The organism is Cognatishimia coralii, assembly GCF_037478305.1.
In the GTDB taxonomy this organism is placed as follows: Bacteria; Pseudomonadota; Alphaproteobacteria; order Rhodobacterales; family Rhodobacteraceae; genus Cognatishimia; species Cognatishimia coralii.
Window position 1 is genome coordinate 876,415 of record NZ_JBBGAZ010000001.1, and the last position, 12,011, is coordinate 888,425.

11 protein-coding genes are annotated in these 12,011 nt (G+C 57.4%); 2 read left to right on the forward strand and 9 right to left on the reverse strand.

Going from position 1 to position 12,011, the window contains the following annotated elements; genetic code table 11:
* Positions 1-1,995 carry a capsule polysaccharide biogenesis protein gene (locus WG622_RS04455; protein ID WP_339402470.1) on the forward strand — a complete coding sequence of 665 codons (1,995 nt, stop codon included), beginning with the start codon at positions 1-3 and terminating at the stop codon, positions 1,993-1,995.
* Here the strand turns inward: WG622_RS04455 and ribD are convergent.
* The 3 genes from ribD to WG622_RS04470 form a co-directional block, all read right to left on the reverse strand.
* Complete coding sequence (gene ribD, locus WG622_RS04460) at positions 1,992-3,086, reverse strand: bifunctional diaminohydroxyphosphoribosylaminopyrimidine deaminase/5-amino-6-(5-phosphoribosylamino)uracil reductase RibD (RefSeq protein ID WP_339402471.1); 1,095 nt, start codon at positions 3,084-3,086, stop codon at positions 1,992-1,994. The genes WG622_RS04455 and ribD overlap by 4 nt on opposite strands.
* A complete protein-coding gene (gene nrdR / locus WG622_RS04465) occupies positions 3,083-3,550 on the reverse strand; it encodes a transcriptional regulator NrdR (protein WP_209356680.1) in 468 nt (155 codons plus the stop codon). The genes ribD and nrdR overlap by 4 nt, the downstream gene beginning before the upstream one ends.
* 124 nt (positions 3,551-3,674) lie before the next feature.
* Complete coding sequence (locus tag WG622_RS04470; protein ID WP_339402472.1) at positions 3,675-4,088, reverse strand: secondary thiamine-phosphate synthase enzyme YjbQ; 414 nt, start codon at positions 4,086-4,088, stop codon at positions 3,675-3,677.
* Positions 4,089-4,215: 127 nt separating this feature from the next.
* Here WG622_RS04470 and WG622_RS04475 point away from each other — a divergent pair, with 127 nt between their 5' ends.
* Positions 4,216-4,938, forward strand: coding sequence for a family 16 glycosylhydrolase (locus WG622_RS04475; protein ID WP_339402473.1), 723 nt, complete (start codon positions 4,216-4,218; stop codon positions 4,936-4,938).
* Here WG622_RS04475 and WG622_RS04480 read toward each other — a convergent pair.
* From WG622_RS04480 to WG622_RS04505, 6 genes are all read right to left on the reverse strand, one after another.
* Positions 4,935-5,468 carry an SRPBCC family protein gene (locus tag WG622_RS04480; protein ID WP_339402474.1) on the reverse strand — a complete coding sequence of 178 codons (534 nt, stop codon included), beginning with the start codon at positions 5,466-5,468 and terminating at the stop codon, positions 4,935-4,937. The genes WG622_RS04475 and WG622_RS04480 overlap by 4 nt on opposite strands.
* A gap of 60 nt (positions 5,469-5,528) precedes the next feature.
* Positions 5,529-5,741, reverse strand: a complete 213-nt coding sequence (locus tag WG622_RS04485) for a hypothetical protein (protein ID WP_339402475.1) — start codon at positions 5,739-5,741, stop codon at positions 5,529-5,531.
* A 74-nt stretch (positions 5,742-5,815) separates the two neighbouring features.
* Positions 5,816-7,798: an RNA polymerase sigma factor RpoD gene (gene rpoD, locus WG622_RS04490; RefSeq protein ID WP_339402476.1), complete on the reverse strand. Its 1,983-nt coding sequence runs from the start codon at positions 7,796-7,798 to the stop codon at positions 5,816-5,818.
* A 124-nt stretch (positions 7,799-7,922) separates the two neighbouring features.
* Entirely contained in the window at positions 7,923-9,869 is a 1,947-nt protein-coding gene (gene dnaG / locus WG622_RS04495; protein ID WP_339402477.1) for a DNA primase, read from the reverse strand.
* Positions 9,870-9,918: 49 nt separating this feature from the next.
* Complete coding sequence (locus WG622_RS04500) at positions 9,919-10,263, reverse strand: hypothetical protein (protein ID WP_339402478.1); 345 nt, start codon at positions 10,261-10,263, stop codon at positions 9,919-9,921.
* 114 nt (positions 10,264-10,377) lie between these two features.
* The gene (locus tag WG622_RS04505; protein ID WP_339402479.1) at positions 10,378-11,808 is read right to left on the reverse strand and encodes a Glu/Leu/Phe/Val family dehydrogenase; all 1,431 of its coding nucleotides are present in this window, start codon (positions 11,806-11,808) and stop codon (positions 10,378-10,380) included.
* Positions 11,809-12,011 lie beyond the last annotated feature (203 nt).

Sequence of the window (12,011 nt, forward strand, 5' to 3'; positions counted from 1 at the left end):
GTGATCACGCCCCATAATGAAAGCCCACACGCCGAGGACCAAAATCCTCGGCGTGTTTTTGTCTATAACGGCGGCTTTCTGTGGCAACGGCGCCTGCGGCGGATCATGCGATTGGCTGGCTATCCCATTGCATTGGGGCGCCCCCGCGAAGGTGATCTGGTGGGCGTATGGGGACAAAGCCCCATCGCGCCACGAGGTGAAGCCATGGCTGCGCGCTATGACGTCCCGCTTTTGCGCGTCGAGGATGCCTTTTTGCGCTCTCTTCACCCGGGCCGCGCAGGAGAGCCTCCGATGGGGATCCTTATCGATCAATCGGGCGTTCACTTTGACGGGCGCACGCCCAGCGATCTGGAAACGCTCTTGGCCACGCATCCTCTTGATGACGCAGCGCTTTTGACCCGTGCCCGCGCCGCGATTGAGCGGATTCAGGACGCGCATCTCAGCAAATACAACGCATTTCTGCCCGACGCCCCTGCCCCCCAGCCGGGCTATGTCCTCGTCATCGACCAGACCCGTGATGACGCTGCGGTGCGCGCCTCTGGCGCAACGGATGCCGACTTTCAAGAAATGCTGGTGATGGCGCAAGAGGAGCATCCCGGTGTGCCTGTGCTGATCAAAACCCATCCAGAGACCCAGCAAGGGTTTCGCGAGGGGTATTTCGGCCAAAAGGATGTGAACGAACGGGTCAAACTTTGGGATCAACCGATTTCGCCCTGGGTGCTGTTTGAAGGCGCCGTTGGCGTTTATACGATATCCTCGCAAATGGGGTTTGAAGCGATCTACGCAGGCCATAAACCACGCGTTTTTGGCCAGCCGTTTTATGCAGGTTGGGGACTGACCTCTGACCAAAACGCGCCAGCGCGGCGGCAGCGGGTTTTGACCAAAGCCCAACTCTTTGCCGCCGCGATGATGCTATACCCGACATGGTACGATCCATTGCGAGACCAGCTTTGCGAGATCGAAGACGTGATCGGCGCGCTGGAGGCGCAAGCACGGGCGTGGCGCGAAGACCATCAAGGCTGGACAGGCGACAACATAAGACTCTGGAAACGCGGGCATTTTCAGAAGTTTTTCGGTGGCACAAAGCGAATGGGTTTTGGCAAAGCAAAACCAGAGCGCCCCGCGATGGTCTGGGGCGCCAGCGATCAGGACGCCACCCGCGTCGAGGACGGCTTCCTTAGATCGCGAGGTCTAGGCGCCGAGTTGGTCCCGCCTTTATCGCTGATCCTTGACCGTTCGGGGATTTACTTTGACCCCTCTCGCCCCTCAGATTTGGAAACGCTGATCTCCAAACGCGCACGCCTCTCGCCTGCCCAAACACAGCGCGCCGCGCGTTTGATCGAGGCGATCACGGCCCATCATCTCAGCAAATATAATCTGGATGGGCAACTCCCTTCCCTGCCCGAAGGTCACCGAATTCTCGTGCCCGGTCAGGTCGAGGACGATGCCTCTATCCTCTTAGGAGCAGGCGAGATCCGCACAAATCTTGACCTGCTAACCGCAGTGCGCGAGGCCAACTCGGACGCGGTGATTATCTATAAAGAACATCCCGATGTGGTCGCAGGTCTGCGTGCAGGCAAGGTCGAGAACGCCGGTGACATCGCGGATGTTGTCATCAAGGATGCGAATATCTCGGCCCTGCTCGCCGAGGTTCAGGAGGTGCATACAATGACCTCTCTCACCGGATTTGAGGCGCTGATGCGGGGGCTGCCTGTGACGACATATGGCGCGCCATTCTATGCGGGCTGGGGGCTCACGCGGGACATGTCCGAGGTGCCCGAGCGCCGCACAGCAAGACCGAGCCTTGAAGGTTTGGTCCATGCCTGCCTTATCGACTACCCGCGCTTTTTTGATGCCAAGGTAGGCTTGCCCTGCTCCGTTGAACACGCTGTGAACTTGCTGAAATCAGGCGAAATCGCCCATCCGGGTCGCCTGAACCGTTTGCTGTCTAAGGCACAGGGGGTCTTTGCCAGCTATCAGCACCTCTGGCGTTAAGGGCGACGCCAAACGCTCATGATGTCATCGCCAACACGCTCTTGCGTCGCAAGCTTAAGGCGTGGGGCTTCGGCCATTTTCTGAACCCCCAAAGCGCCAATACCCGGATGCCCCTCAGCCCCAAGCGCCAGACCGGCCGTAAAGACGATCAGTTGATCCACCAACCCCGCCTGCAGCAAAGACGCCGCAAGAGACCCGCCGCCTTCACAGAAAACACGCGTAAGCCCCTGCGCCCCAAGCGCCGTGAGCAGAGCGCCCGGATCAAGCTGAGCCCCGTTTAGGTCACACGGCAGCAGGGTCGCGCCGGCCACTGACCAGCTTGTCTTACGCGCCTCCAACGCGTCGGGCCCATGCACCAGCCAAACAGGCACATCCCGCGCGGTTTTGGCCAAAACACTGTCCATCGGCAGATCCAGACGACGGCTGGCCACCACGCGCACCGGTTGATGCGCAATGCCCATGTCACGCACGGTCAAAGAGGGATCATCGGCCCGCGCTGTGCCTCCGCCTACAAGCACTGCATCGTGATTGGCCCGCTGCGCATGAACGCGACGCCGCGCCTCGGGACCTGTGATCCATTTGCTTTCGCCAGTCGCCGTGGCGATCCGCCCATCCAGCGTCATGGCGAGTTTCAGAGTTACAAAGGGCCGCCCCGCGTCGGTTTTCAGGAAAAAGCCCTTTAGATCCCAAGCCGCCTCGTCCGCCAAGACGCCTGTGGTCACGTCAATCCCCGCATCCTCTAGCATCTTGAGGCCACGCCCAGACACCCGCGGGTCATTATCTCTGAGCGCCACAACCACGCGCGCGACGCCCGCCTTGATCAGCGCCTCTGCGCAAGGCGGGGTTTTTCCATAATGAGAACAAGGCTCTAAAGTGACATAGACCGTTGCCCCCAAAGCGGCCGCGCCCGCTTGCGTCAATGCCTGAGGTTCCGCATGCGGCCGTCCGCCAGGGGCCGTGGTGCCGCGACCGACGATGCGCCCGTCTTTGACGATGACGCATCCCACAGCCGGATTAGGCCAGCAAAGCCCCTGCCCGCGTCGCCCCAACGTGAGGGCGAGCGCCATGTACCTTTTGTCGTCGTGGATCAATCTTCGGGCTTCACGTCTGGCCGCAGCTCTGAGACGAATTTGTCGAAATCATCCGCCGCTTGGAAGTTTTTATAGACCGAGGCAAAGCGCACATAGGCGACCGTGTCGATGCGCGCGAGGGCTTCCATGACGATCTCGCCGATGGTCTTGGACGGGATATCGGTTTCGCCCATGCTTTCCAGACGGCGCACGATGCCAGAGATCATCTGATCGATGCGCTCTGGTTCCAGCGGGCGTTTTTGCAGAGCGATGCGGATCGAGCGTTCCAGCTTGTCACGGTCGAAATCTTCGCGACGGCCGCTGGATTTCACCACCACCAGATCGCGCAGCTGCACGCGTTCATAGGTGGTAAACCGGCCCCCACAGGACGGACAAAACCGACGCCGCCGGATCGAGACATGATCCTCTGCAGGGCGTGAATCCTTTACCTGGGTGTCAACATTTCCGCAAAATGGGCAGCGCATTGTGGTCCCCCAACCTTCAACTCTGTCAATCGTATTGGGGCGTTCCCCCAGTTATCCACAGGCACTATAGGGGCTATACTTCACTTTGGGTAGAGGGGAATTTCACCCCCCAGATAAAGCGTAACTACGCGTTAAAGTGAGAGGCAATTCGGCGGGTATGGGGCGCGTTTCGGTGTTCAAACACATAGATCCCCTGCCATGTGCCCAGCATCATTTGCCCGTTCTGAACAGGGATCGACAGGCTGACGGGCATCATGGCCGCTTTGATATGGGCGGGCATGTCATCAGGGCCTTCGTAAGTGTGTGTCAGATAGGACATCGAAGGATCCGTCGTCGGAGGCACCAAACGGTGGAAATAGTTCTGCAGATCCGTTTGCACTTCGGGATCGGCGTTTTCCTGAAAAAGCAGGCTGGCCGAGGTGTGGCGGATCATCAGGGTTAATAGCCCATCGCCTGCGCCCACACAGGTGCGCGCCACGTCACGTGTGATTTCGTAAAGGCCAGCACCTTGCGTCTGGATTGTCAGCTCTTGGATCATAGAGAGACCCTGATACGGGCAACGACCAAAGGCAAGGCGTTAACCATAATCTCGGAAATTTGTTAACTTTTGCGCACCAGCGCGAATAGTTAACAAAACCTTAACGCCAAAACCCAACGAGGCCGCGATGCTGAAACGCGCTCTGCTGTGCTCTGCCCTGAGCACTGCCACCCCTGTGCTGTGCAATGCTCAAGCCGTTGACGGTTTTGACGAGAGCTTTCGCAGCCTGAGCCCTTCAATGTGGCATGTGGCGCAATATGACTTTAGTCACTCCAGCTTTGACACAGATTGGCGGCGCGCCCGCGTCAGCATCAACCACGGTCTGCGCCTGAGCCTTGCGCCCCATGCAGGCGGGCTGAACCACTTTGCTGGCGGCTCTGTTCGTACGTTAGAAACGCTTCACTACGGGCGCTATTCGGTGCAGATCCAACCCGCAAAGGGCGACGGGCTCGTGACTGGGTTTTTCACCTATACCGGCCCTTACTACGGCACGCGTCATGACGAGATCGATATCGAGTTTCTGGGCAAAGACACGACTAAACTGCATGTTGCCTGGTTCGTGGACGGTCAACTGCGTGAACGCGATATTCCGCTCGGGTTTGACGCCGCTACGTGTCTGCACACCTATGAATTTGACTGGCACCCCAAAGGGATAGACTGGTTTGTGAATGGCAGGAAGGTCTTTGCCATAGACGCCGATATCCCGCGTATCCCGGGGCGGCTCTATGCCAATATCTGGGCGGTGGACCCCTCTATTGCCAATTGGGCGGGGCGCGCAGACCCCGCGTTGCAGGCCACCTCTGTGATCAAATCGATCAGCTTTCGCCCCTATCAGATCCCAGAGTCTTAGGCGCCCTCAACCAGCTTTTTCAGATTGTTAAGACCCTGCTCATAATCCGGCCCAACCCAGCCATCCATCATCAGGCCCATCCAGCGAAACATCGGGTTATTGCCATTGTCAGAGGTAAAGCCCCAGGTGACCGCTGTGCCACCCTCTGCGGCGACCAGATTAAAATAGGCCGTGGCCGTACCCATCTCACCGAAATCCAAGGCCGTGACCAGACGCCGAGGATCTTGCGCCTCGATGATAATCATATTGCCAGAGCCAACCTGCGGATGTTCGGACTGCCAGCTCATCGCCGCGCCGACGCCTTCGGGGACATCATTGAACGCAAGCTGGATGTCAGGGTCGCGGTCGAGCCATGGCGACCAGGACTGATTGGCGCGGAGGTTCGCGATATAGGGAAAGATCACTTCGGGCGCTGCATTCATTGTCACCGTGCGCGCAACAGAGGTCTCCTTTGGCAAAAGAAACGCCCCGCCGACGAAGATCACGGCCAGTAAAACGAGCAGGCGAACAACCCATTTGATGATACGCATAACACGCTCCCCTCTTAACCCTGAGAAGCTTATATCATGAGGTCGCCAAATCGCGAAAAGTCAGTGGGTCGGCTTGCGGATGATCACGCGGGCAAGGATCCACGACAGGATCAAAACGATGATCAAATAGATCAGGATCGGAATGCCGCCCATGAAAGAAGCCACAAGAACAAAGGCATAGAGGCTATTGGCCATTTCAGCGAGCCAGCCCCAATCCGGCGAGCAAGCCGCAACCTGCATGGAGCCTTCGTTCCAGCCGCTACAGCGGGACATGATCCAGATGGGCACAGCAAAGCTGAGAAAAAGAAAGGCGAGGAATACTCCTCGCCGTTTCCATTTGTATGTCACTACTGGTCCAGGAAGCTCCGCAGCTTCCTGCTCCGGCTTGGGTGCTTGAGTTTCCGCAAGGCCTTCGCCTCGATCTGACGGATCCTCTCGCGGGTCACGCTGAACTGCTGACCGACTTCTTCGAGTGTGTGGTCGGTGTTCATGCCGATACCAAAGCGCATCCGCAGGACCCGTTCCTCACGCGGCGTGAGTGACGCCAGAACGCGCGTCGTGGTTTCCTTGAGGTTCTCCTGAATGGCGCTGTCCAGAGGCAGCACAGCATTCTTATCCTCGATGAAATCGCCGAGCTGTGAATCCTCTTCGTCGCCAATCGGGGTTTCGAGCGAAATCGGTTCCTTGGCGATTTTCATCACCTTGCGGACCTTTTCCAAAGGCATCTGCAGCTTTTCTGCCAGTTCCTCTGGCGTCGGCTCGCGACCAATCTCGTGCAGCATCTGACGGCCAGTCCGCACCAGCTTGTTGATCGTCTCGATCATGTGGACCGGAATTCGGATCGTACGGGCCTGATCGGCAATAGACCGAGTGATCGCCTGACGGATCCACCAGGTCGCATAGGTCGAGAATTTATAGCCGCGACGGTATTCGAATTTATCGACCGCCTTCATCAGGCCGATGTTACCTTCTTGAATAAGATCAAGGAATTGCAGGCCGCGGTTCGTGTATTTCTTGGCGATCGAAATCACCAAACGAAGGTTCGCTTCGACCATTTCTTTCTTGGCCTGACGGGCTTCTTTTTCGCCCTTCTGCACTTGGTTCACAATGCGGCGGAATTCAGGGATATCCAGACCGACATATTGACCGACTTGCGCCATGTCGCCACGTAGCTCTTCGACCTTTCCAACAGAGCGTTCCATGAACATCTGCCAACCACGGCCCGGCTTTTGAGACATCTCGTCCAGCCAGTTCGGGTCGAGTTCGCGGCCACGGTAGGCCTCGATGAATTCTTTACGGTTAATACGGGCTTGGTCCGCCAGTTTCACCATCGAGCTGTCAATCGACATGACACGGCGGTTAATGCCGTACAGCTGGTCGATCAGTGCTTCGATACGGTTGTTGTGCAGGTGAAGCTCGTTCACCAGCTCGACGATCTCGGAGCGCAGTTTCTGATAGGTCGCCTCTTCTTTGTCCGAGAAGCTGTCGTCCTCGTTCAAGGTCGCAGAAATCCGAAGATCCTGCATATCCGAGAGCATCACATAGTCTTCGGCGATGCGGTCGAGCATCTCGAGAACGCGCGGCTTCAGAGCGGCTTCCATCGCGGCCAAAGACATGTTGGCCTGATCATCGTCGTCATCATCATCGTCGTTCTGGATCGGATTGCCGTCGGCATCCAGCTCTTGCTCGGCCTCTTTCTTTTCAGGCTTCGCCGCCGAAGAGGTGTCGACGACATTCTCTTCCTCTTCGCCGTCCTCGTCCATCTGATTGCCAAAGGTGGCCTCTAGGTCGATGACGTCGCGCAGAAGAATGTCTTCGGACAGAAGTTCGTCGCGCCAGATGGTGATCGCTTGGAAGGTCAGCGGGCTTTCACAAAGCCCGGCGATCATCGTATTGCGGCCCGCCTCGATGCGCTTCGCAATCGCGATCTCGCCTTCACGAGACAAGAGCTCAACAGAACCCATCTCGCGCAGATACATCCGGACAGGGTCGTCGGTACGGTCTAGCTTTTCCTGATTGCCAGAGCCCAGAGCCACTTCGCGGGTATTGGACGAGGTATCGACCAGCGCTGTGGTCTTTTGTTCTTCTTCCTCGACCTCATCGTCCTCGATGATGTTGATGCCCATCTCAGACAGCATCGACATCACATCTTCGATTTGCTCGGAACTCACCTGATCAGGCGGCAGAACCTGATTGAGTTGATCATAGGTGATGTAGCCACGTTCCCGCGCCTCAGCGATCATTTTCTTGACCGCAGCCTGGCTCATATCCAGGGAAATCTCGGCGTTTTCGTTGTCGGTCTTTTGGTCGTCGTTATCTTTGGCGGCCATGTTCTGCTCCTACACCTGAGTCTCGGGTGATTCGTTGACACGAATCAATAGCGTGATTCTGTGATTCGCACACCCAGATAACCCCGATTTCTTTATCAATTCTTCACCAAACGTGATGATGTGATCATGACTTGCGTTTGGTAAAGCTAATCTTCTCCATCAGCGCGTCCAGTGCGGCACGCTCGTCTTTGTCGATGGCGGCGCCATTGTCGCCCACCAAGTATTCTGCAGAATCTTCCTGAAGGCTGCGCACCGCTTGGTCGCGCTCCTTTGCGGCTTGGCTGAGACGCCATGTGACGGCCTCATCCGCGATCTCTGTCAGGTTTTCCTCTGCTTCGGCAATTTCAGCGCTTAGACCGGCCTCGGAGCTCAGTTTTCGCAGTTCCTCGGAAATGGTCAGACGCGCGCAGTCTACATCCCCCTTGCGGCGCAACGGGGGTGCAAGACGCACATGTGGATTGCCCATCAGGAAATCAAGGGCTTCGGGGCCCATTGAGTCCTCAACAACGGTTTTTAGATCGGTGACTCCGCGATGGGCCTGCCGCAGCAAGAGATCCCGCAGAAAGTTGTGGTCTTGATCATCACAGGTGAGGTTTTCCAAACCGGCCTCAAATTCATCCAGAACGGCAGGGGTTGCGATGATGGACGCAAGGATGACCGCCTCGCGCATATGGCGCTGGCGTGCCTCATCGGCCGAGACCAAAAGCGAGGCTTTGGTCGACGCCTGCGCGCCGCTGGGCGCTCCCCATTTGCCGCGGGGCTTGAAGCCGCCTTTTGCACCGCCGCGCTGGGGTCGGAATAGCTGCCAGCGCAGGTCTTTGATCGTCTCGCCATAATGGGCGCGGATGGACGGGTCTTTGATCAGTTTGATCTTGGCACGCAGAGCCTTGTCCAACGCCGCTTTGCGTTCGGGGCTGTCAAAGACCTTGCCTTCGATTTCGCGCTGCCAGAGCAGGTCCACCATGGGCCGCGCCTGATCCAGAATGGTCTGCATGGCCTTGGTGCCGCCGGATTTAATCACGTCATCAGGGTCTTGGCCCTCGGGCATAATCGCAAAGCGCAGGCTTTGGCCTGCCTCTAGCATCGGCAAGGCCAAATCGATCAGGCGCATGGCTGCGCGTATGCCAGCTTTGTCGCCATCCAAAGCGACAATCGGCTCAGGCGACATGCGCCACAAAAGCTGGAGTTGGTTTTCGGTGATCGCCGTGCCCAAAGGCGCAACGGAGGACGTGAACCCGGCCTCAGCCAGAGCGATGACGTCCATATAACCCTCGGCCACCACCAAAGGCTGACCTTTGCCCGCGGCGGCACGGGCGTCCTTGTGGTTATAAAGGCTCCGCCCCTTATCAAAGATCGCGGTCTCCGGTCCGTTCAGGTATTTCGCGCGGGCATTTGGATCAAGCGCCCTGCCCCCCAGCGAAATGCAACGCCCGCGAGCGTCGCGAATGGGAAAGATGATCCGGCTGCGGAACCGGTCATAAGGCGCGCGGCCATCGTCGGGCACGGCAGCCAGCCCTGCATCAATTACAAGCTTGGGATCGATGCCCTTGCCTGTGAGATGCTTAAAGACCGCGTTGCCTTCAGGCGCGTAGCCGATGCCGAATTTGTCTTGTGTGTCCTGAGACATGCCGCGCCGCTCAAGATAGGCGCGCGCCTCAGCGGCTGCACCGGTTTTGAGGGCCATGCGATAGAATTGCACCGCCTGCTCCATCACCTCGACAAGCTGGCCGTGACGGTCGGCCTTTTCCTGCGCACGGGGATCGCGGTCGGGCATTTGCATGCCGGCCTCATCCGCGAGGATTTTTACGGCCTCCATGAAACCGACATTCTCGGTTTCCTGCACAAATTTAAAGGCATCCCCTTTGGCGTGACAGCCAAAGCAATAGTAAAAGCCTTTGCTGTCATCCACATGAAAAGACGCGGTTTTTTCGTGGTGAAAAGGGCACGGTGCCCACATGTCACCCTTACCGGGATTAGACTTGCGGCTCTCCCATTGCACTTTGCGCCCCACCACCTGAACCAGGCTGGTGCGGCTGCGCAATTCATCCATGAATCCGGGAGGCAGGCTCATGCGCTACTATAGGAATGGGCAGGCTTGAATGTCCAGAAGCCTCGGGCGCTTATTCGCTTGCCTCGGCGTCGTCCTGCGGCAAGCAGCTGGCTTTAAAGGCCTCACCTGCTGCACCCGGAACCACCGCCTCTTCGGGAAGCGAATAGAAATAGGTCACCAAAGTCGGCACACCCGCGTGATAACGTTCATCCACGGCTTTGCGGCCACGGGTTAGAAGGCGCGTCGTGCGACGCTCGGATTTACCGTCCTGGCGATATTCCGCAATCAGATCAGAGATCTCGGCCATCGCGAGGCAATCTTCTTCGGAAATCTTGGCGGCACTTTCGCTGACCACATCCTCAGCCAACAGAGGGCTTGCGGCCATCATCAGAACAAAGCTTATGGTCTTGCGCATCTCTCACTCCTTTACAGGTGGTGTTCTGTTTGTGCCCAGCGCGTGCGTGTTTCGCAAGGGGGAATAAAAAAGGGGCACCCTCAGGACGCCCCTTCTCGCAAAACTTTGACAGGCTCAGAGGCCCTTCGCGCGATAGCTCGATGCAACTTTGTCGATGGACACCAAATAAGCCGCCATGCGCAGATCCTGCACATCATCGCGCCCATGCCAGATGTCGCGCATGGACTGGTAAGCAATCCGCATCGTGTCATCCAGACCCGAGCGCACCAATTCCAGCTCGCCCGCACCTTTCAGGTATTTCTCTTTAAAGCTCGCATCCAAGCTCCAGGAGTCGCCGACGCTGGCCGACAGGTTTTCGAGCTGGTCGACCACCAATTGGTGCCGGCTTTCTTCCTGACGACGCTGCATCCGGCCAAAGCGGATGTGGCTGAGGTTCTTGACCCACTCAAAGTAGGACACGGTCACACCGCCGGCGTTGGCATACATATCCGGAATGATCACACAGCCCTTTTCGCGCAGGATCTTGTCTGCGCCTGCCGTGACCGGGCCATTCGCAGCCTCGATGATCAGCGGCGCTTTGATGCGATCAGCATTAGAGAGGTTGATGACCCCTTCCATAGCCGCGGGGATCAGGATGTCGCACTCTTCTTCCATGACCGCTGCACCGTTTTCGGTGTAGCTCGCATCCGGGAAGCCTTTGACACCGTCATGCTTGACGATCCATGCGCGAACATCCTCGACATTCAGCCCGTCTGGGTTGGTCAAAGCCCCGTCGCGTTCGATAATGCCGACGATCTTACAGCCATCCTCTTCGCTGAGGAATTTCGCAGCGTGATAGCCCACATTCCCAAGACCCTGCACAATGACGCGCTTGCCATCCAGAGTGCCTGACATATTGGCTTTCTGAACATCACGGACATCTCGGAAGAATTCCTGCAACGCATATTCGACGCCGCGACCCGTGGCCTCGACACGGCCCGCGATGCCGCCTGCATTGAGCGGCTTGCCCGTCACACAGGCGCGCGCGTTGATATCTGTGGTGTTCATCCGCGCATATTGATCGGCCATCCAGGCCATCTCGCGCTCACCGGTGCCCATGTCCGGCGCTGGGACGTTTTGGGATGGGTGGATTAGGTCGCGTTTGGCAAGCTCGTAGGCAAAACGGCGGGTGATTTGTTCCAATTCGTATTCATCCCACTCGCGCGGATCGATGCACAGCCCACCTTTGGATCCACCAAAGGGCGCCTCAACCAAGGCGCATTTATATGTCATCAGCGCTGCCAGCGCCTCGACCTCGTCCTGATTAACAGAGGTGGCATAGCGAATGCCGCCTTTCACAGGCTCCATGTGTTCAGAATGCACAGAGCGATAGCCGGTGAAAGTCTTGATCTCTCCGCGCAGCCGCACGCCGAAACGCACAGTGTAGGTGGCATTACATACTCGGATTTTTTCCTCTAATCCCGGCGGAAGATCCAACAGTCCAACCGCACGGTTGAACATCAAATCTACGCTTTCTCTGAAACTTGGTTCGTTTGCTACGCTCATAATTAACCCCTAACGGCCTGCAACGACTCTCATGCCTAAATGGCTGCGTTAACTATGCCTGAACCACAGGGAGTTGCGAGCGAATTCGTCCGATCCGGTCCAAATTTTGCACAAATTTTAGTCAAAATGAAAACTTTCTTAAGGGCAGTAAATTTGCTGCCGCGCAGCATGCTGAATGTTTGCGCTAGCGTGCCCAACTTTAC

Coding starts and splice junctions, on each gene's coding strand:
- nrdR (WP_209356680.1), bottom strand. CDS start 3,550: ATGCGCTGCCCATTTTGCGGAAATGTTGACACCCAGGTAAAGGATTCA.
- WG622_RS04470 (WP_339402472.1), bottom strand. CDS start 4,088: ATGATCCAAGAGCTGACAATCCAGACGCAAGGTGCTGGCCTTTACGAA.
- WG622_RS04475 (WP_339402473.1), top strand. CDS start 4,216: ATGCTGAAACGCGCTCTGCTGTGCTCTGCCCTGAGCACTGCCACCCCT.
- WG622_RS04480 (WP_339402474.1), bottom strand. CDS start 5,468: ATGCGTATCATCAAATGGGTTGTTCGCCTGCTCGTTTTACTGGCCGTG.
- WG622_RS04485 (WP_339402475.1), bottom strand. CDS start 5,741: ATGTCCCGCTGTAGCGGCTGGAACGAAGGCTCCATGCAGGTTGCGGCT.
- rpoD (WP_339402476.1), bottom strand. CDS start 7,798: ATGGCCGCCAAAGATAACGACGACCAAAAGACCGACAACGAAAACGCC.
- dnaG (WP_339402477.1), bottom strand. CDS start 9,869: ATGAGCCTGCCTCCCGGATTCATGGATGAATTGCGCAGCCGCACCAGC.
- WG622_RS04500 (WP_339402478.1), bottom strand. CDS start 10,263: ATGCGCAAGACCATAAGCTTTGTTCTGATGATGGCCGCAAGCCCTCTG.
- WG622_RS04505 (WP_339402479.1), bottom strand. CDS start 11,808: ATGAGCGTAGCAAACGAACCAAGTTTCAGAGAAAGCGTAGATTTGATG.